The following is a 20,256-nucleotide window of genomic DNA, read 5'->3' on the forward strand; positions in this document are numbered from 1 at the left end:
CTCCCGCCCCCCCCCCCCCCCCCCCCCCCCCCCCCCCCCCCCCCCCCCCCCCCCCCCCCCCCCCCCCGCTCCCACAGGTTCAGTGGTGTGCTCAGGATTTCAGCTGAGCACTCAAGATTGCTGTGGCAGTCTCAGGATTTCGGCGTGGATTCCGTTTCCGGACCGCCGCCCGCCGTCACCACCTGCACACTCAACCGCGGCGTCGCCAGATCCAGCCCGGCCTCGTCCATGGTGCGCTTGAGCGCCAGGTTGAAGGCGCGGGAAACCTCCCACTGCTTGATCGGCGCGGTCTTGAACCGAGCACGCAGGATCGCGCTGCCGGACTCGAAACTCTCCACCCCCTGGATCTCCAGCGGCGACCAGATATTGCGCCGTTGCAGCGGGTCGGTGCGCATCTTCTGGCCAACATCGCGCATCAGCTTGATCGCATTGTCGATCGGCATGTTGAACGGGATCGCCACCCGGAAGATCGCGTAGCCGAACTCCCGCGAGTAGTTCTTGATGCTCTTGATCTCGCTGAACGGAATGGTATGGACGATGCCGTCGATATCCCGCAACCGCACCGTGCGGATGGTCAGGCCTTCCACCGTGCCGAGGTGGCCGCCGACGTCGACGTAGTCGTCGATGGCCAGCGAATCCTCGATGATGATGAACAGGCCGGTGATCAGGTCCGCCACCAGCGACTGCGCACCGAAACCGATGGCCAAACCGATCACACCGGCACCGGCCAGCAGGGGCGTGACGTTCATGCCCATGTTCGCCAGGGCGACGATCAGCGCGATGATGAAGATCGCCACGAACAGCACGTTGCGGATCAGCGGCATCATGGTCTGTGCCCGGGCATTCGCCAGGCCTTTGCGCGAGCGGGTCAGGGCGTGGTGCACGGCGGTGTCGCTGAGAATCCACACCAGCCAGGCGAAGATCAGCGTGCCGCCGAGGCTGAACAGCTTGACGCTGACCTCATGGCCCTCGCCCTCGGTGAAGCGGATCAGCGACATACCCCAGACCCGCAGACCCAGTTCGATAAACACCAGCCACACCGCCAGGTGCACCAGGGTGTAGCCGAAATTGGTCAGGCGCTCGGAGTATAGGGCGTGGCGCTTGTGCCCACGGTGGGGCTTGAGGGCGTGACGGCGTACCAGTCCGTTGAGCACCATGCACAACACCACCAGCACGGTGCAGATCAGCGACTGGCGCAGGGCGGTGCTGGTATCGCCGGCGGAGATGAAGGTGGCGAACAGCGAGATCGCCACCAGGATCAGCGCCGGGACGAACCAGAAGGTGCCGAGGATCGCCAGGGTGTCGCTCAGGGCGCGGCGGTTCAGGCGCCGGGACAGCGGCTGGTTGCGGATCAGGTGGGCGACGGGGCGACGGAAGCGCAGGATGAATAGGCCGCTGGACAGCGCCGCCATGACATTGGCAAAGGTCGCGGCGGTGTGCGCCAGGTGGCTGCCGAGGCCGGCGATCATCCGTGGGTCGCTGAGGGCCTCGCCAAAGGCGGCGAAACTGCCGATCAGCCACAGCGGTCGGAAGGCTTGGCGCCGCAGGATGTACAGGGCCTGATGGCGATGCTGGCCGTCGAGCACGGAGAAGGCGATCACGCAGATGGCCGAGAAGCAGGTGCCGACCACCAGGGCATAGGCCAGCACCATCGCCAGGTTCTTGCCCAGGGACGAGGGCAGGGCGTAGCTCATGTACACGGTGATGATCAGGGCGATCAGCCAGGGCCCGAGCTTGCGCAGGGCGAAACGCAGCAGGTCGACGGTACGCGGGTGTTGTGGCAGCTCTTCGCTGAGGCCGAAGCGCAGGCGCACTTGGCGTCCGAGCCAGATCATGGCCCAGGCAAGGAAACTCCAGAGCGCCAGGATCAGGGCGAAGGCCAAGACCATTGGCACCCACTCGCTGGCCGGTAGCATCAGGTCCAGCAGTTCGCCCTTGGCCAGGTCGAATTCTTCCGACCAGCGATTGATCGGGCTGTCGTCCCCGGAAAACTGTTTTTCGAAGCCGGCGAGGGTACTGCCGATCAGCCCCAGCACGCCTTCCTCGGTGGCCGGTTGGGCTTTTTTGGTGCTGTCGCGCAGCTTCTTCAGGTCGCTGAGCAGCTTGGCGCGTTGCTGGTCGTTTTCCAGGTTCTTGATCACTTCATCCAGCGATTGCGCCAGGGGCTCGCTGGGGGCCGGCTGGGTTTTTTCCGCGCTGGCCAGCAGGCTCGGCAGGCCGGCCGCATTGGCGCTGAGCAGCGGCAGGAGGGTCAGCAGACAGATGAAGAAAACGGCAGGCAAGGCGAGGAGACGGGCAAACACTGGGCAGTCAACCATGGACAATACGGGTCGACGAAGTGTACGTCAGGCTTGGGGGCAATGCATTTAATCGCTCAGTTGGGCGAGGATCTTGTAGACCACGGTGCCGAGGATGAACAGCATGCCGACCCAGATCAGCAGGACCCCGGCGTTGCGCTCGCGAAAGTTGAAGCCGATGGCCAACATCAACATACCGCCCACGATGGGAATGAGCATGGTGTGGAAAGCGAAGGGTGTGATCATGACGACGACCTGGTCGGGGGGATACCTTGAGTCTAGGTCGGATTGGCGGGGGTGGGGTCGATGTGTAGCAGGGAGGATTGACGACGTTTAAAACTGTGGGAGCCGGCTTGCCGGCGATGAGGCCTTCAAGAACGATGCAAGCTTCAAGGGCCTCATCGCTGGCAAGCCAGCTCCTACACAGGTGTTGTGTTGTTTTCAGGTCCTATGGCAGCTCGCGGCTGGCGTAGAACGCGCTCAACACTTTCACCAGATGCGCCAGGTCGTGGCTGCCGGCCAACTCGCGGATCGAGTGCATGGCGAAGGTCGGCAGGCCGATATCCACCGTACGCACCCCCAGGTGGCTGGCGGTGATCGGGCCGATGGTCGAGCCACAGCCCATGTCGCTGCGCACCACGAAGCTTTGCACCGGCACTTCCTCGGCCATGCACAGGTGGCGGAAGAACCCGGCGGTTTCGCTGTTGGTGGCGTAGCGCTGGTTGCTGTTGACCTTGATCACCGGACCGGCATTGAGCTTGGGGCCATGGTTGGCGTCGTGCTTGTCGGCATAGTTGGGATGCACGCCGTGGGCATTGTCCGCCGAAACCAGCAGGGATTTCTGGATGGTCCGTACGAACTCATCACCTTCCGGCAGCAGGCGGCGCAGGGTCTGTTCCAGCATCGGGCCGTCGGCGCCGCAGGCGGAGCAGGAACCGACCTCTTCGTGGTCGTTGCAGACCAGCACGCAGGTTTCCTCGCTGTCGGCGCTGAGCAGCGCTTGCAGGCCGGCGTAGCAGGACAGCAGGTTGTCCAGGCGCGCGCCGGCGATAAAGTCGCCGTTCAGGCCGATGACCGCGGCGGCCTGGGTGTCGTAGAAGCTCAGCTCGTAATCGAGCACCACATCGGCATTCAGGCCGTGTTCGCGAGCCAGTTGTTCGGTCAGTACGGCGCGGAAGTCGACCCGTTCGTCACCGGCGAACTGGGCCAGGATCGGCGGCAGCTCGTTCTGCGCATTGATCGCCCAGCCCTGGTTGGCCTCGCGGTTGAGGTGGATCGCCAGGTTGGGGATGGTGGCGATGGGCAGCTTGAAGTCGATCAGTTGGCTTTCGACCTTGCCGTCGCGGCGGAAGGTCACGCGCCCGGCCAGCGACAGGTCGCGGTCGAACCAGGGGGCGAGCAGGGCGCCGCCGTAGACTTCGACCCCCAGTTGCCAGAAGCCCTGGCGTTGCAGCTCCGGTTGCGGCTTGACCCGCAGGCACGGGCTGTCGGTGTGGGCGCCGACCAGGCGGATGCCGCCCAGCAACGGCGAGGCACGGCCGAGCTTGATGGCGATAATCGAAGAGTCATTGCGGGTGACGTAGTAGCGACCGTTGGCCTCGGTGTGCCAGGTCTCGCGCTCGTCGAGACGCTGGTAACCCGCCGCTTCCAGGCGCTGAACCAGGCTGGAAGTGGCATGGAACGGGGTGGGGGAGGCCTTGAGGAAGTCGATCAGGCCTTGGTTCAACTCTTCGCGCATAAGTAGCTCCAGACAGCAGTGTCAGGAGTTTACCGTATCTTGTAGGAGCCAGCTTGTCGGCGATGAGGGCCTTGAGGTGTGCATTGTTCTCACGGGCCCCATCGCCGGCAAGCCAGCTCCTACAGAGGCCGGGGCAATGCCGGGAGTTTGTGCCGGGTTGCCGAAGCAGGACTTGCCCCGATGCCACTCCCAGTGTCTCAGAACGGGGCCGGGCACTCGAAGCGCAGGCGTTCGCCGCTTTGCGGGTGGGTGAAGCTCAGCATGCTCGCATGCAGGCACAGCCGGGGCCAGGCGGCCAGCGCCTGAGGATGGGCGTACAGGCCATCGCCGAGCAACGGGTGACCGATGGACAGCATATGCACCCGCAACTGGTGTGAACGCCCGGTGATCGGGGTCAGTTCCACCCTGCACCAGTCGCCGCAACGCTCCAGGACTTTCCAGAAGGTCAGCGCGTGTTTGCCGAACTCGTGGTCGACCACGTGGCGTGGCTTGGTCGGCGGGTCGTAGCGCAGGGGCAGGTCGATGCTGCCGCTGTCCAACTCCGGTTGGCCCCAGCAGAGTGCGGTGTAGGCCTTTTCGGTTTCCCGGTCGTGGAACTGTCGCGACAGTTCGCGATGGCTATCCGGGTCGCGGGCCAGCAGGATGATCCCGGAGGTTTCCCAGTCCAGCCGGTGGACGATCCGGGCTTCGGGGTAGCCGTTTTCCTGCAGACGGGTAATCAGGCAGTCCTTGTTGTCATCAGCCCGGCCGGGGACGGAGAGCAACAGGGTCGGTTTGTCCACCACCAGTACGGCGGCGTCCTGATGGAGGATGCGGATATTGGACAGCGGCATTAAAACAGTCTCGTAACAAACGCCAACGGCGGCCCGCACCCCGCGCCTTCCTGTAGGAGCAGAGCTTGCTCGCGAATGGATTTCACAGCCGACTCAAGTGTCGACTGATTGATCGCTTTCGCGAGCAAGCTCTGCTCCTACAAAAAGCACAGGCTCCGGGCCGCCGTGGCTCCGGCCGGATCGATCAACGATCGGGCAGGGTGATATTGAGTTCCAGGATCGAGCAGCTGCCCTGGTTTTCCAGCGCCACGTGTACGTCGTCGGATCCGATATTGACGTACTTGCGGATCACTTCCACCAGTTCCTTCTGCAAGGCCGGCAGGTAATCCGGGGTGCTGCGTTGGCCGCGTTCGTGCGCCACGATGATCTGCAGACGCTCTTTCGCGACCGACGCGGTGCTTACTTTTTTGCTGGCACGAAAGAAGTCAAAAAGGTTCATTGCTTAGTTGCCTCCAAACAGGCGCTCGAAGAGTCCTTTCTTCTTCACATCGAGAAAACGATGTTCCACGGTCTTGCCCAGCAGACGGTCGACCGCGTCGCTGTAGGCCTGGCCCGCATCGCTCTGGTCATCGAGAATCACCGGCACGCCCTGGTTGGAGGCCTTGAGCACCGCCTGGGATTCGGGGATCACGCCGAGCAGGGTCACCGCGAGGATTTCCTTGACGTCTTCGACGCCGAGCATCTCGCCGTTGCTGACGCGCGCGGGGTTGTAGCGGGTCAGCAGCAGGTGTTCCTTGATCGGCTCTTCGTTGTTCTCGGCGCGGCGCGACTTGCTCGCCAGCAGGCCGAGCATACGGTCGGAGTCACGTACCGAGGACACTTCGGGGTTGGTCACGACGATGGCTTCGTCGGCGAAGTACATGGCCAGGTGGGCACCGGTTTCGATACCCGCCGGGGAGTCGCAGACGACGAACTCGAAGTCCGCCTTGAGCGCCATCAGGACTTTTTCCACGCCTTCCTTGGTCAGCGCGTCCTTGTCCCGGGTCTGGCTGGCGGCCAGCACGTAGAGGTTTTCCAGGCGCTTGTCCTTGATCAGGGCTTGCTGCAGGTTGGCTTCGCCCTGGACAACGTTGACGAAGTCATACACCACGCGACGCTCACAGCCCATGATCAGGTCGAGGTTACGCAGGCCGACGTCGAAGTCGACGATCACTGTCTTGTGGCCCCGCAGCGCGAGGCCGGTACCGATGGCGGCGCTGGTGGTGGTCTTACCCACACCACCCTTGCCGGATGTAACCACGAGAATCTTGGCCAAGGTGTATCACCCCTAAGGAATAAAGGACTTTCAGCCCCTGAAGAACGTCACTAAAAAAATAACTGTAGTCGTGTAGCGTCGGTTGGGAATCGAGGAAAAGTCTGAAGTACCTCGGGTTTTTCTTACCTTTCGCGATTTCCCACACCATTCGAGCTGTTTTCGCTACGAGAAGGCGACATTTTGGAAATGGCGGCAAGTATCCGTTAAAGCCGGATGATGTTCAACACGTCGCCGGACAAGCTGACTTGAACACCGGCGCCCCACAATGGATCGCGGCGCAAATCTTCGGAGACCTTGTACTGGCCGGCGATCGAGATCAGCTCGGCGCTCAGTTGCTGGCAGAAAATCCGCGCCTTGGTGTCCCCCTTGATGCCGGCCAGGGCGCGACCGCGCATGGGGCCATAAACATGGATGTTGCCATCGGCCAGAAGTTCCGCGCCGGGGCTGACGGAAGCGATGACCACCAGGTCGCCGCCCTGGGCGTAGACCTGCTGGCCACCGCGTACGGGCGAGGTGATGATTTTCGTCGGTTTGATGGTCGGCTCGGGTGGTTTTTCCGGCGCTTTCTTTTCCAGACCTTCCGTCGGGTCGACCGGCCGTTCGCGGGCGCCGGACGGTGGCAGCACCGGCAGGTCAATGGCAATCGCGGCGGCAATGTCTTCGATACGGTTGGCGCGGATCGCCAGGGTGCGCAGGCCGTGTTGACGGCAGACGCGCATCAGCCCGGGCAGGTCGATCGGTCCCTGGCCGTCCGGCAGTTTGTCCAGCGCCAGTACCAGCGGGGTGTTGCTGAAGAAGTTCGGGGCCTGGGCGACCTTGGCCGCCAGTTGCCGATCGAGGGCGTCGAGGTTGTTCTGCGCCAGTTCCAGCACCGTGATGGCGAGCATGCTGCCCTTCAGCTGGAACACGGGATCCTGGTCTAGCAGTTCGGTTTGGCTCATGGTCGGCATAACGCAGCTTGTCACTAAAAGTGCCGAGACTTATAACGAGAACGCCCTCAGGCCGCAAGCCGCCGCGAACCGTTGTAGAATGCGCGGCCCTGTTGTCTGTCCGGAATCACCCATGGATCGCCCGCGTTTTCGAGCTGCTTTTCTTCATCCCCGTTACTGGCTGCTATGGCTGGGGTTGGGTTTGCTGTGGCTGATTGTCCAGTTGCCCTACGGCTGCTTGCTGTCACTCGGGCGTTTGCTCGGTGCGGTGATGTACCGGGTGTCCGCCGACCGACGGACGATTGCCGCGCGCAATCTGCAATTGTGTTTTCCGGCATTGTCCGACGCCGAGCGTGACCAACTGCTACGCAAGAATCTCGCCTCCACCGGGATCGCCTTCTTCGAAATGGCCATGAGTTGGTGGTGGCCCAAGCCGCGCCTGGCGCGCCTGGCCCATATCGAAGGCCTTGAACATCTGCAACAGGCCCAGCGCGAAGGCAAGGGCGTGATCCTGATGGCCCTGCATTTCACCACCCTGGAAATCGGTGCGGCCTTGCTCGGCCAGCGGCACACCATCGACGGTATGTACCGTGAGCACAGCAATGCGCTGTTCGATTTTATCCAGCGCCGTGGCCGCGAGCGGCACAACCTGGATTCCCTGGCGGTCGAGCGCGATGACGTGCGCGGCATGCTCAAGTTACTGCGCGCCGGTCGGGCGATCTGGTACGCGCCGGACCAGGACTACGGGATCAAGCAGAGTGTGTTCGTGCCGTTGTTCGGCATCCCGGCGGCGACGGTCACCGCCACCAGCAAGTTCGCCCGCCTGGGCAAGGCGCTGGTGGTACCCTTTACCCAGGAGCGCCTGGCCGACGGCCGTGGCTATCGGCTGGTGATTCATCCACCGCTGAGGGACTTCCCGGGGGAAACCGAAGAGGTCGACTGCCTGCGGATCAACCAGTGGGTCGAGGTGGTTCTACGCCAATGCCCGGAGCAGTACCTCTGGGCTCATCGCCGCTTCAAGAGCCGACCGCCGGGTGAACCCAAGCTCTACGAAAAGCGCCGATAAACCTGCCCGGGTGTTGCGGCGGGGACCGGGGGTGGTGTATCAGGAAGTTTCCTGATTGACGGAGTGTCGCGATGAGCCCAGCTGAACCGGTCACCGGTCTGATTCTCTCCGGAGGGGGCGCGCGCGCGGCCTATCAGGTGGGGGTGCTGGCGGCGATTGCCGAGCTGTTGCCGCCGGGAGCAGTCAATCCATTTCCAGTGATCGTCGGCACGTCGGCCGGCGCGATCAATGCGGTCAGCCTGGCCAGCGGGGCGATGGACTTTACCGCGGCGATCGAACGCCTGACCGCGTTCTGGCAGGGCTTTCGCAGCCACCTGGTGTTGCGCAGCGACTGGCCGGGAGTGATCCGCCAGGCCAGCCGTTTTGTCGGCCACAGCCTGCTGGGCCTGGGCACGCAGGTCCCGGTGGCGCTGCTCGACAGTTCACCCTTGCGCGATCTGCTCAATGACAAGTTGCACCTGCCGGGTATCGACCATGCCATCGAGCAACAGCGTTTGCACGCCGTGGCAATCACCGCGTTTGGCTATGAGTCCGGCCAGGCGGTGACCTTCTATCAGGGGAAGGGCGCCATTGACTCCTGGTTGCGCCATCGGCGGGTCGGTGTGCCGACCCGGTTGAGCGTCGAGCATTTGCTGGCCAGTTCGGCGATACCGCTGCTGTTTGCTCCGGTCAAGCTCGGCCAGGAGTATTTCGGTGACGGTGCGGTGCGCCAGTCGGCGCCGATCAGTCCGGCGTTGCATCTGGGGGCGACCCGGGTGTTGGTGGTGGGGGTCAGCGGCAACCCGCGGGGTGTCGACACCGCCACCGAGCGGACTTATAGCGGGCAGCAGCCGAGTCTGGCGCAGATCGGTGGGCATATGCTCAACAGCACCTTCATCGACAGCCTGGAAAGCGATATTGAGTTGTTGCAGCGCTTGAATCAGTTCAGCCGGCTGTTGCCGCCCCAACCGAGTAGCTTGGGCTTGGCGCCGGTGGATGTGCTGGTGATCGCGCCGAGTCAGCCGATCGATGAAATCGCCGCACGCCATCGGCATGAATTGCCGGCGGCGTTGCGCTTTTTCCTGCGTGGGCCGGGGGCGACCCGGACCAGTGGCGCGGGGGTGTTGAGTTACCTGTTGTTCGAGGCGTCTTATTGCAGCGAACTGATCGAGCTGGGGCGTCGCGATGCGCTGGCCAAGCGCGAGGAGCTGTGCCGGTTCTTGGGGTTGCCGCAGGTTTCGCTGCTGGCGCAGACGGCGTCGGCGCTGACCTGAGAACACCACACAATCCTTGTGGAGCTGGCTTGTCGAGACGCCGCATCGCAGCGATGGGGCCCTTGAGTCTTGTGGCGTCCAGGTGGACGCCATCGTCAGCAAGCTGGCTCCTACAAGGGACCGTGTTCAGTCTGTGTCTTGGGCCGGCAGCAGATTCGCCGCCAGATAGCGGGCCACCGACTCCTCGCTGCAACTGCCCAGGGTTTCATGCCCCGGCAGGGCCTGGAACACCTTGGCGTGAGCCGTCCCCATCACCAGGCCCTTGCCGATGCTCGAGAGCATCTCGACATCGTTCATCCCGTCGCCGAACGCGATGCATTGGCTCAGCGGCACTTGCAGGAAATCCGCGAGTTTCTTCAGGGCACTGCCCTTGGATACGCTGGCGGCCATCATTTCCAGGCACCAGGGCGAGGAAAAGGTGCTGTGCACCTGATCGCCGACCCGGGCCTTGAGCTGTTCATCGAGACTCGCCAGGGCTTCGTGGTCGTGGTCCTGGTGGATAAAGAAGATCTTCTCCACCACCTCGATCGGGAACTCGTCGATCCCCGCGACCGTGGGCGGGAAGCCCAGGTTCTGCTTGAACTGCTTCAGTTGCTGGCTATCGGCGTTGGTGAACCAGCGGGATTGGCAATACAGGTTGGTCACCAGCTTCGGGTCGTGGCGGGTGGCGTCCAGCAGTGTCCGCACGACCTGCGGTGGCAGGTGCTCGCTGGTGTCGAAGGTCTTGCAGGCACTGCTGATCCGCGCGCCGTTGGCGGTGATCAGGTGAACCGGCAAACCATAGGGCCGCAGGATCGCCTCGACATCGGGCTGGCTGCGCCCGGTGGCGATGACCACGTGCTTGCCGGCCTTCAGCAGACGCTGGAGCACCCCATGCGAATAGTCGCCGATGCGGTCGTTCGGTAACAGCAGGGTGCCGTCCAGGTCGGTAGCGATCAGCTGGTACATGCTTGAGTCCTTGTTGAGCCTGTTTATCGACAATCCCGAGAGCACCGCGTCCCTGTAGGCGCCAGCTTGCTGGCGATGGTCGTCAACGATAACCCGACAAACCTGACGCCCCGCGGTGCCTCGGCCACCATCGCCAGCAAGCTGGCTCCTACAGGGGGAGATGCACGCCGTCCCGATAATCTCCGGGCTTATTCGGCGATCTGCAACTTGCGCGCCTCGGTGTACACGTAGCGGACTTTCTCGTATTCGAACGGCGAGTTCAACTGGCCATAACGGAAGCTGGTGGTGTAGCGCTTGTCGATGGCCTCCAGCAGATAGATTTCCGGATGGTCCGAGCTGACCTGCGAAACATTGAGGAAGTTGATCTGTGATTCGGCGGCGAAGTCGAATACCAGGCCACCGGTATCGCGCAGGTTCGACGGTCCGAAGAACGGCAGCACCAGGTACGCCCCGCCCGGCACGCCATAGAAACCGAGGGTCTGGCCGAAGTCTTCGGTCTGCCGTGGCAGGCCCATCCTGGTCGCTGGATCCCACAGGCCGGCGACGCCGATGGTGGTGTTGAGCAACAGGCGCCCGGTGGTTTCCAGTGCCCGCTTGCCCTTGAACTGGAACAGGCTGTTGAGCAGGTTGGAAACATCTCCCAGGTTACTGAAGAAGTGGCTCACGCCCTCGCGCAGGAAGGTTGGCGTGACGTAGCGGTAACCATCGACCGCTGGCAGAAACACCCATTCGTCGAAGCGGTAGTTGAAGTGGTAGACCCGGCGGTTCCAGGACTCCAACGGGTCGTAGACACTCAGGGCGTTGAGGGTCGAGCGTTCGAATTCACGCTGGTCCAGGCCCGGGTTGAACTTGAGCTTTTTCAACGGTTCGGTGAAGCCGTCCGCGTCCGGCACCACGGAGTCGTGGGCTTTGCTGTTGTCGGCCAGGGCAGGGGTTGCGCAGAGCAAGGCGGCGAGCAACAAAAGAGATTTAGCCACGGAAGAACTCCAGCATGGCGTCGGCGTTGACGCGGTAATTGAGGTTGCCGCAGTGGCCGCCATGGGGGTAGACCGTCAGGCGATTGCCAAAGGTGCTGCGCAGGAAACCGAGGTCGCCAGGGCCGAGGATGACGTCGTCGGCGTTGTGCATCACGGCGATTTTCGGGCTGTCGTGCAGGTAGTCCTTGAGCGCGTAGAGGCTGACCTGGTCGATCAGTTGCAGCAGGCTGCCGCCGTCGCTGCGGGCCCGCCACATCGGAATCACCTGCTCGGTCAGGTAGCAGTCGAAATCGCATTGCAGGGCACGCTTGAACATTGGCGTAAGGCTGGTGCCTTCGCTGATCGGGTACTTCGGTGGGGTGATCAGGCCGCGGCGGTTGATCAGGTCCGAGGTGAAGGCGATGTCCGCCGCCGAAAAGCGGAAGGTGGTGCCGATCAGCATGGCCATCTGTTCGTTGCTCAGATGTTGCTTGGAGTGTTGGAAGTCGTAGAGCAGGGCGTCGTTGAGGTCGATGTAGCCCTTCTGCTGGAAGTAACGGGTCAGCTTGGCCAGCACCAGTTCATAGAAGGAGGTGGTATTGGTGATGCCCTTGACCTCGGTCTGGACCAGCTTGTCCAGGTTGGTGACCGAGGTGTAGAGGTTGACCGGCGGATTGAGCAGCAGGACTTTCTTGAAGTTGAAGCTGCGCCGGGTTTCATCCAGTTTGCTGACAAAGGCCGCGTCGAGGGCGCCGAGGCTGTAGCCGGTGAGGTAGTACTCGGTCACCGGCAATTTCGGTTGCTGGGCACGCACCGCCTGCATGACCCGGTACATGTCCTCGGCGTCTTCCTGGCTGATGCCGGGGGTGGCGAAGCGCGAGGCGGCGCTCATGAAGTCGAAGCTGGTGGGCGACGACAACTGCACGACGTGGTAGCCGGCCTGGTAATAGAGCTTCTTCAGGTATTCGTTGATGCTGCTGTCATAGCGTGCGCCGGTGCCGGAGATCAGGAAGATCAGCGGCGCCGGGTGATCCTGCCGGGCCAGGCGGTAGGTGAGTTTTTTTACCGCCCAGAAATTGTCTGGGAGGATGAAGTCGCGTTCGGGGCGCAGCTTGAGGTTGTAGTCGGCTTGGTGGATGTCGTCGTCATCGGGCAGTGTTGGACGCAGGGCCGGTGGCGTGGTGGCGATGGTCGCTTCGAATGGGTTGGTCAACGGGTAGCCATAGCTGGCGGCGTCGACATCGACTGCCAGGGCGGACGCACTCAAAATGAGACCGCCGATAAAGGCAGCGAGGCGTAGAGAACGGAGCATGACTACATCCCTTTGAAGGAAAGCACTGAATGAGGTTCGCAGGCTATGACCACCGGGGTACTGCCGAAGTGCCATGTTCCGACACTAAAAAAGCATTTTAGACGGGGTTGCCAGGGATATTTCCTTGGCAACGATACACTTTGCCGCAGTTTGCCGAGCAGTTAAGTGTGGCGAACGCTTGCATAGGTGGTTGTGGCGATTATGCTGGTCGCCGTTTTCGCTTATCGGAGTTGTCCATGTCTCGCCGTTTGCCGCTGGTCCTGCTGCTTATTCTCCTGCCGTTGTGGCTGGCTGCCAGTTATGGCGTGCGCTACGGGTTGATGGAGGACGGGCAGTGGGTCGGGGTGTGCGTGGATGAGGCATTGCGTTGGCAGTGCCAGGCGCGTTCCAGCCTGGGCTGGTTGATCCACTTCAAGGCGCTGGGCTGGACGGCGTTGGTCGCGGCGCTGCTGGCGTTTGTCGCGCCGGGGCGTTTGGGCCGAGGCTTGGCGGTATTGGCGCTGCTGGCCGGATTTCCGGCGCTGGCGTTGTACAACACCAGCCTGGCGGTGTTTGCGTTGGTGATTGCGGGGTTGCGGTTGGTGCGGGCGGCTTGATGGCGCGGTAGAGACCGTCTTGACCTTTGTCTCATCGTTACGCTCAACACGGTCATTGTGGAAGCCGGCTTGCTGGCGATGGCGTCCTTATGGGCAGTGCAAGGCTTGCGGGCCTCATCGCCGGCAAGCCGGCTCCCACAGGGTGGTGTTTCAGCGCGCAATAGCGTCGAGCCCTGAAGCAAGGCTTTCCGGTTATTTACAAACCCGCATGCTGCGCCACAGGGCGGCCACCATCAGCCCGTTGACCAACGCCCAGCCCCAGGCCTGCTGGTTGGCCAGGCCCTCGCGATACAGCTGCGGGGCAATGCCGGCGCCGATGATCAGCGCCAGCAGACCGAGCTCCCGACGCGGACCACGGACCGGCCGCACCAGGAATACCAGCGCCGGCAACAGCAAGGCCGCGCTCGGGAAGCTGCGGTAGCGTGGATCGAACACCAGCTCCAGCATCATCACCGCCGCGGCAAAGCCGGCGCCCGCCAGCAACCAGCCGGCGCGTTGTTCCAGCCATTTGCACAGGCCCGCCCGCCCGCCGGCCTGGCTGCCGAGGGTCAACGTGGCATGGGCCAGCACCAACAGGTTCAGCGCCAGCAGCAGGGCGGCCCAGATCCACTCGCCGGGAAACCGGCTGGTCACCCGCGCCAACTCGCCCCAGGCACCGATGGAACAACCCGCCAGTGCTCCCAACAGCGGTAGCAGCAGCGCCGCCCGCGTGCTGCGGACCCGTCCGGCGATCAGCAAGGTGCCGAGGAAAATCAGCCCACCGAACCCCAGCCACTGCGGCCAATGCGGCAAGTTCGAAACCGCACCGGCCAACACCCCCTTGTCCTGGCGATCGGCATCGAACAGGCCCCAGTAACCGCCGACAGCGCCTTCGCTACCGCGTTTCCACGGCTGGTCGAAGGCCTCGATCAGGTTGTAGTGCCAGCCGTTCTGCTCGGCCAGGGTGACAAAACCACGAATGAAGCGGGCTTCGTTGACCCGGCTCGGCAGGGCGGTTTCGCGCTGGCGGCCTTCGCTCGGCCAGCCGGTTTCGCCGATCAGGATGTCCTTGGGCGCGAACTGCTTGCCGAACACCTCGCGGACCTGGGCGACATGTTCGAGCGCGCGGTCGATGCTGGAGGGTTCGTCTTCCCAGTACGGCAGCAGGTGAATGGTCAGGAAGTCCACGGCGGGGGCGATCTGTGGATGCTCGAGCCAGAACACCCAGACGTCGGCATAGGTGACCGGCTGCTTCACCTGGGCCTTGACCTTCTGGATCAGCTTGACCAGTTGGTCGCCGGTCACTTCCTTGCGCAGCAAGGCTTCGTTGCCGACGATCACCGCGCTGACCACGTCGGGGTTGGCGTTGGCCGAGGCGATCAGGGCATCGACTTCCTGTTCAGTGGCCACGGGATCGCTGCTGACCCAGGCGCCGATCATCATCTTCAAACCGTGCTTGCGTGCCAGGTCCGGCAGGGCTTCGAGGCCGGTCATGGAGTAGGTGCGAATGCACTCGAAGTTCGTCGCCAGCAGTGCCAGGTCAGCCTCCATGCGTTCAAGACGTGGCTTGAACGGTTGGTCGAACGGCGATTGGTCCTTGGCGAACGGGGTATAGGAGGCGCATTGCAGCTTGTGCGTCGGCGTCGCCGCATCGGGCAGCAGCACCGGCTGGCCGAGGCCATACCAGAAGCCGCAGAGTGCAAGAAGCCCGAGCAGGCAAGCGAACAAATAGGGGCGGAGCGGGAAACGGGCAGTGGCGGACATGGTCGGGCCGTATGGGAACAAAGCCGCGCATATTACCCGGATTTCCCCAGGCCTTGGGCCCGTGCAGTATTTTGTCATGCAAAGTTCGAGCGCAATAAACGAGGGGGATTTCTCAAGCCCCCGATTGATGGCGTTCTGATGTCGTTTCTCGTTGCCTTGAGGTCGCTGTCAGAGCAGGTCGATGGGCGAGTCGGGTTGATGATCAGGGCGTCAGAACTCCGCTGATGATCGGACGGGTTTACGGGTGAGGCGTGATGGGGGCGCCATGCGCTATAACAATACGTTGACGTCGCCCGGCAGTCGTCGGGTGCAGCATTTCGGGGAAGTAACGATGAAGATGCGACGACTCTTAGGCGCTGGTGCCGTTCTGGCGCTGGCGATCAGCTCCACACTGGTGAGTGCCGCTGGCAAGGAAATCACCATCGGTTATGTCGATGGCTGGTCCGACAGCGTTGCCACCACCAACGTGGCGGCCGAGGTGATCAAGCAGAAGTTGGGTTACGACGTGAAGCTGCAGGCTGTGGCGACCGGGATCATGTGGCAGGGCGTTGCCACCGGCAAGCTCGATGCCATGCTCTCCGCCTGGCTGCCGGTGACCCACGGTGAATACTGGGCCAAGAACAAGGACAAGGTGGTCGACTACGGCCCCAACTTCAAGGATGCCAAGATCGGCCTGATCGTACCGGAGTACGTCACGGCCAAGTCGATCGCCGACCTGAAGGATGACACCACCTACAAGAACAAGATTGTCGGTATCGACGCCGGTTCGGGTGTGATGCTCAAGACCGACCAGGCGATCAAGGACTACGGCCTGGACTACAAGCTGCAAGCCAGTTCGGGCGCGGCGATGATCGCCGAATTGACCCGTGCCGAAGAGAAGCACGAATCCATTGCCGTCACCGGTTGGGTGCCGCACTGGATGTTCGCCAAGTGGAAGCTGCGGTTCCTGGACGACCCGAAAGGCGTCTACGGCGCGGCTGAGACCGTCAACAGCATCGGCAGCAAGGGCCTGGAAGCCAAGGCGCCGGAAGTGGCGGCGTTCCTGAAGAAATTCCAGTGGGCCTCCAAGGATGAGATCGGCGAAGTCATGCTGGCGGTCCAGGACGGCGCCAAGCCGGACGTCGCGGCCAAGGACTGGGTCGCCAAGCACCCGGACCGCGTAGCCGAGTGGACCAAGTAACCCGCTTCCCCGCGTAGTACCCCGAAAAGGCCGCATGACTGCACGTCATGCGGCCTTTTTGCGTCTTGAGGCCAGGTGAGGCGTCCTGCCGGTCGATAGCGTTTTGACCCTGAACGTGCAATGACGGTCGACTCGGTCATTGTGGGAGCCGGCTTGTTGGCGATGAGGCCCGAAAATCTTGCATTGTCTTGCGGACGCCATCGCCGGCAAGCCAGCTCCTACAGGTTTTTTGGCGGTTTCAGGGCTTATTCGGCCAAAAACTGGCGAAACCGTAATGTCGTTCTAATACTAAGGTCGTCTGGAATCCATTCGATAGCCGCCTAAAGTGGAATATGTTCCAACTCATCTGTGCTGCGAGGATAAAAACAATGAACGACAGCATTTACCTCTCGATTCAAAACAGCCCCCGCTTCAAGGAGCTGGTCAAGAAACGAGAACGCTTCGCCTGGACACTTTCGGCGATCATGCTCGGGCTTTACTCGGCTTTCATTCTGTTGATCGCCTATGGGCCACAGATCCTGGGCGCCAAGCTCAGTCCTGGCTCTTCCATTACCTGGGGCATCCCGTTGGGTGTCGGACTGATCGTTTCGGCGTTCGTCCTGACGGCCATCTATGTGCATCGCGCCAATGGCGAGTTCGATGACCTGAATAACGCGATTCTCAAGGAGGCCCAACAATGATCCGGCGTCTATTGGCAGTATTGGCTGGCTCGGCCTTCGCGCCCCTGGTCCTGGCGGCTGACGCCCTGACCGGCGAAGTGCACAAGCAACCTCTCAATGTGGCGGCCATCGCGATGTTCGTGGTGTTCGTCGGCGCAACCCTGTGCATCACCTACTGGGCCTCCAAGCGCAACAAGTCGGCCGCCGACTACTACGCGGCGGGCGGCAAGATCACCGGTTTGCAGAACGGTCTGGCGATTGCTGGCGACTATATGTCGGCGGCGTCCTTCCTGGGGATTTCCGCGCTGGTCTACGCCTCGGGCTACGACGGCCTGATCTACTCGATCGGCTTCCTGGTGGGCTGGCCGATCATCCTGTTCCTGATTGCCGAGCGCCTGCGCAACCTGGGCAAGTACACCTTTGCCGATGTGGCGTCCTATCGCCTCGGGCAAACCCAGATCCGCTCGCTGTCGGCCTGCGGTTCGCTGGTGGTGGTGTCCTTCTACCTGATCGCCCAGATGGTCGGCGCCGGCAAGCTGATCCAGCTGCTGTTCGGCCTGGACTACTACGTGGCGGTGATCCTGGTGGGCATCCTGATGTGCCTCTATGTGCTGTTTGGCGGCATGTTGGCGACCACCTGGGTGCAGATCATCAAGGCGGTGCTGTTGCTGTCCGGTGCCTCGTTCATGGCGCTGATGGTGATGAAGCATGTCAACTTCGACTTCAACACCCTGTTCTCCGAAGCGATCAAGGTTCACCCCAAGGGTGAGGCGATCATGAGCCCCGGTGGTCTGGTGAAGGATCCGGTCTCGGCCTTCTCGCTGGGGCTGGCGCTGATGTTCGGTACTGCCGGCCTGCCGCATATCCTGATGCGTTTCTTCACCGTGAGCGACGCCAAGGAAGCGCGCAAGAGCGTGTTGTATGCCACTGGTTTCATCGGTTACTTCTATATCCTGACCTTTATCATCGGTTTTGGCGCGATCCTGCTGGTCAGCACCAATCCGGCGTTCAAGGATGCGGCGGGCGCATTGCTCGGTGGCAACAACATGGCGGCGGTGCACCTGGCCAACGCGGTGGGCGGCAACATCTTCCTTGGTTTTATCTCGGCGGTGGCCTTTGCCACCATCCTCGCGGTGGTGTCTGGTCTGACCCTGGCCGGTGCCTCGGCGGTGTCCCATGACCTGTATGCCAGCGTGATCAAGAAGGGCAAGGCCAACGAAAAGGATGAGATTCGTGTCTCGAAGATCACCACCATCGCCCTCGGCGTGTTGGCGATCGTCCTGGGTATCCTCTTCGAAAGTCAGAACATCGCGTTCATGGTTGGCCTGGCGTTCTCCATTGCTGCCAGTTGCAACTTCCCGGTGCTGCTGCTTTCCATGTACTGGAAGAAGCTGACCACCCGGGGGGCGATGATCGGCGGCTGGATGGGCTTGATCAGTGCGGTCGGGCTGATGGTTCTGGGGCCAACCATCTGGGTGCAGATCATGCATCACGAGAAAGCCATTTTCCCGTATGAGTATCCGGCGCTGTTCTCGATGGCCATTGCGTTCGTCGGGATCTGGTTCTTCTCCATCACCGACAAGTCGACGGCCGCCGAGAACGAGCGGGCGCTGTTCTTCCCGCAATTCGTGCGTTCGCAGACTGGGTTGGGGGCGAGCGGGGCGGTTTCTCACTGAGGGATGGATACGCTTTATAGATAAGCTGTGTTGCAAGAAAATGCCCCGGTCGAGAGACCGGGGCATTTTTTGTTGGGTTGTCTCGGTCCTTGTAGGCGCGAGCTTGCTCGCGATGGGCGTTAACGATAACGCGGGGCATCTGGGGCTTCACGGTGTGGCGGCTACCATCGCGAGCAAGCTCGCTCCTACAAGGCCGGCATTGAGCCGCTGGATCTCCACAAACAGAAACGGCCTCTATCAAGAGGCCGTTTCCGGTGTAGCCAAGACGCTATTGCAAGGCCGCTGTTACTTGCGGTCTTCCAGCTTGGTGATGTCACGCGACTCGTAGCCGGTGTACAGCTGACGCGGACGGCCAATCTTGTACGGGCTGGAGAGCATTTCCTTCCAGTGGGAGATCCAGCCCACGGTCCGCGCCAGGGCGAAGATCACGGTGAACATGCTGGTCGGGATGCCGATCGCCTTGAGGATGATCCCCGAGTAGAAGTCGACGTTCGGGTACAGCGAGCGCTCGATGAAGTACGGATCGGTCAGGGCGATCTCTTCGAGACGCATGGCCAGTTCCAGCTGCGGATCGTTGTTGATGCCCAGCTCTCGGAGGACTTCGTCGCAGGTCTGCTTCATCACGGTGGCGCGTGGGTCGCGGTTCTTGTAGACCCGGTGACCGAAGCCCATCAGCTTGAACGGATCGTTCTTGTCCTTGGCCTTGGCGATGAACTTGTCGATGTTCGAGACATCGCCGATTTCATCGAGCATGGTCAGGACCGCTTCGTTCGCGCCGCCATGGGCAGGGCCCCAGAGCGCGGCGATACCGGCGGCGATACAGGCGAACGGGTTGGCACCCGAAGAGCCCGCCAGGCGCACGGTGGAGGTCGAGGCGTTCTGCTCGTGGTCGGCATGGAGGATGAAGATCCGGTCCATGGCCTTGGCGAGCACCGGGCTGATCGGTTTGATCTCGCACGGGGTGTTGAACATCATGTGCAGGAAGTTTTCCGCGTACGACAGGTCGTTGCGCGGGTACATCATGGGCTGGCCCATGGAGTACTTGTACACCATCGCGGCCAGGGTCGGCATCTTGGCGACCAGGCGAATGGCGGAAATCTCGCGGTGCTGGGCGTTATTGATGTCCAGCGAGTCGTGGTAGAACGCCGACAGGGCACCGACCACGCCGCACATCACGGCCATCGGGTGGGCGTCGCGACGGAAGCCGTTGAAGAAGGTCTTCAACTGCTCGTGCACCATGGTGTGATTCTTCACGGTGCTGACGAACTGGGCCTTCTGCTCGACCGTCGGCAGTTCGCCGTTGAGCAGCAGGTAGCAGGTTTCCAGGTAGTCCGATTTCTCGGCGAGTTGCTCGATCGGGTAGCCGCGGTGCAGCAGAATGCCGTTATCGCCGTCGATATAGGTGATCTTCGACTCGCAGGAAGCGGTCGACATGAAGCCAGGGTCGAATGTGAACCGGCCCGTGGCCGTCAGGCCCCGCACGTCGATTACATCGGGACCAACGGTGCCGGTTAAAATGGGCAGCTCGACGGGGGCTGCGCCCTCGATGATCAACTGCGCTTTTTTGTCAGCCATGTGGCCTCCTATTTATGCTTGAAATCATCAGACAGGCCCCCCACGCAGGGCCCGCACCACTATAGTGAGATAAATTTGAATGTCAATTTGCCAAAAGTCTTGTCGTAGGCGGCTTTGGGCGGAGCTTTTCCTCGAAATTGACGGCTATTTACGCCTTTTATCCTACTAACGCAATGCGCTATTAGGGGTAGTCCTTTGCGTTGTCATTAGTAGCCTAACTGTCTATACTCGGCAGCCGAC

At 62.1% G+C, this 20,256-nt stretch carries 18 protein-coding genes; 6 read left to right on the top strand and 12 right to left on the bottom strand.

The features are described 5' to 3' along the window. Nucleotides 1-131 precede the first annotated feature (131 nt). The 7 genes from AC07T0_RS20135 to minC form a co-directional block, all read right to left on the bottom strand. Entirely contained in the window at nt 132-2,303 is a 2,172-nt protein-coding gene (locus AC07T0_RS20135) for a mechanosensitive ion channel family protein (protein WP_495002973.1), read from the bottom strand. A gap of 63 nt (nt 2,304-2,366) precedes the next feature. After that, the gene (locus AC07T0_RS20140) at nt 2,367-2,543 is read right to left on the bottom strand and encodes a hypothetical protein (protein WP_495002875.1); all 177 of its coding nucleotides are present in this window, start codon (nt 2,541-2,543) and stop codon (nt 2,367-2,369) included. Between the two features lie 202 nt (nt 2,544-2,745). Further along, nucleotides 2,746-4,035, bottom strand: coding sequence for a M18 family aminopeptidase (locus AC07T0_RS20145; RefSeq protein ID WP_495002876.1), 1,290 nt, complete (start codon nt 4,033-4,035; stop codon nt 2,746-2,748). Between the two features lie 197 nt (nt 4,036-4,232). Beyond that, entirely contained in the window at nt 4,233-4,868 is a 636-nt protein-coding gene (locus AC07T0_RS20150) for an RluA family pseudouridine synthase (RefSeq protein WP_495002877.1), read from the bottom strand. 184 nt (nt 4,869-5,052) lie between these two features. Next, entirely contained in the window at nt 5,053-5,307 is a 255-nt protein-coding gene (minE, locus tag AC07T0_RS20155; RefSeq protein WP_007898843.1) for a cell division topological specificity factor MinE, read from the bottom strand. Between the two features lie 3 nt (nt 5,308-5,310). Beyond that, entirely contained in the window at nt 5,311-6,123 is an 813-nt protein-coding gene (gene minD, locus AC07T0_RS20160; protein ID WP_495002878.1) for a septum site-determining protein MinD, read from the bottom strand. 203 nt (nt 6,124-6,326) lie between these two features. Next, nucleotides 6,327-7,064 (bottom strand): septum site-determining protein MinC, encoded by a 738-nt coding sequence (minC, locus tag AC07T0_RS20165; RefSeq protein ID WP_495002879.1) that lies wholly within the window; start codon nt 7,062-7,064, stop codon nt 6,327-6,329. A gap of 121 nt (nt 7,065-7,185) precedes the next feature. Between minC and AC07T0_RS20170 the strand changes: the two genes are divergently transcribed. After that, nucleotides 7,186-8,118 (top strand): lipid A biosynthesis lauroyl acyltransferase, encoded by a 933-nt coding sequence (locus AC07T0_RS20170; RefSeq protein WP_495002880.1) that lies wholly within the window; start codon nt 7,186-7,188, stop codon nt 8,116-8,118. 71 nt (nt 8,119-8,189) lie between these two features. Next, complete coding sequence (locus AC07T0_RS20175) at nt 8,190-9,371, top strand: patatin-like phospholipase family protein (protein ID WP_495002881.1); 1,182 nt, start codon at nt 8,190-8,192, stop codon at nt 9,369-9,371. A gap of 126 nt (nt 9,372-9,497) precedes the next feature. Here the strand turns inward: AC07T0_RS20175 and AC07T0_RS20180 are convergent, their stop codons facing one another. From AC07T0_RS20180 to AC07T0_RS20190, 3 genes are all read right to left on the bottom strand, one after another. After that, nucleotides 9,498-10,319 carry a Cof-type HAD-IIB family hydrolase gene (locus tag AC07T0_RS20180; RefSeq protein ID WP_495002882.1) on the bottom strand — a complete coding sequence of 274 codons (822 nt, stop codon included), beginning with the start codon at nt 10,317-10,319 and terminating at the stop codon, nt 9,498-9,500. A 188-nt stretch (nt 10,320-10,507) separates the two neighbouring features. Beyond that, nucleotides 10,508-11,296: an MlaA family lipoprotein gene (locus AC07T0_RS20185; protein ID WP_495002883.1), complete on the bottom strand. Its 789-nt coding sequence runs from the start codon at nt 11,294-11,296 to the stop codon at nt 10,508-10,510. Further along, nucleotides 11,289-12,587, bottom strand: coding sequence for a serine/threonine protein kinase (locus AC07T0_RS20190; RefSeq protein ID WP_495002884.1), 1,299 nt, complete (start codon nt 12,585-12,587; stop codon nt 11,289-11,291). The genes AC07T0_RS20185 and AC07T0_RS20190 overlap by 8 nt, the downstream gene beginning before the upstream one ends. 236 nt (nt 12,588-12,823) lie before the next feature. On the opposite strand from AC07T0_RS20190, the gene AC07T0_RS20195 reads away from it, so the two are divergent. Further along, nucleotides 12,824-13,183, top strand: a complete 360-nt coding sequence (locus tag AC07T0_RS20195; protein ID WP_495002885.1) for a hypothetical protein — start codon at nt 12,824-12,826, stop codon at nt 13,181-13,183. Nucleotides 13,184-13,375: 192 nt separating this feature from the next. On the opposite strand, the gene AC07T0_RS20200 is transcribed toward AC07T0_RS20195, so the two are convergent. Further along, on the bottom strand, nt 13,376-14,926 hold the full coding sequence (locus tag AC07T0_RS20200) for a glycoside hydrolase family 17 protein (protein ID WP_495002886.1): 1,551 nt from the start codon (nt 14,924-14,926) through the stop codon (nt 13,376-13,378). Nucleotides 14,927-15,257: 331 nt separating this feature from the next. On the opposite strand from AC07T0_RS20200, the gene AC07T0_RS20205 reads away from it, so the two are divergent. The 3 genes from AC07T0_RS20205 to AC07T0_RS20215 all read left to right on the top strand — a co-directional run bounded on the left by AC07T0_RS20205 (nt 15,258) and on the right by AC07T0_RS20215 (nt 18,441). Continuing rightward, the gene (locus AC07T0_RS20205) at nt 15,258-16,106 is read left to right on the top strand and encodes a glycine betaine ABC transporter substrate-binding protein (protein ID WP_495002887.1); all 849 of its coding nucleotides are present in this window, start codon (nt 15,258-15,260) and stop codon (nt 16,104-16,106) included. A 368-nt stretch (nt 16,107-16,474) separates the two neighbouring features. Then, nucleotides 16,475-16,786: a DUF485 domain-containing protein gene (locus AC07T0_RS20210; protein WP_495002888.1), complete on the top strand. Its 312-nt coding sequence runs from the start codon at nt 16,475-16,477 to the stop codon at nt 16,784-16,786. Beyond that, the gene (locus AC07T0_RS20215; protein ID WP_495002889.1) at nt 16,783-18,441 is read left to right on the top strand and encodes a cation acetate symporter; all 1,659 of its coding nucleotides are present in this window, start codon (nt 16,783-16,785) and stop codon (nt 18,439-18,441) included. The genes AC07T0_RS20210 and AC07T0_RS20215 overlap by 4 nt, the downstream gene beginning before the upstream one ends. 285 nt (nt 18,442-18,726) lie before the next feature. Here AC07T0_RS20215 and gltA read toward each other — a convergent pair whose 3' ends face one another. Further along, the gene (gene gltA / locus AC07T0_RS20220) at nt 18,727-20,016 is read right to left on the bottom strand and encodes a citrate synthase (protein WP_191485189.1); all 1,290 of its coding nucleotides are present in this window, start codon (nt 20,014-20,016) and stop codon (nt 18,727-18,729) included. Nucleotides 20,017-20,256: the final 240 nt, after the last annotated feature.

Source organism: Pseudomonas sp. GW821-FHT04D07 (genome assembly GCF_059420225.1).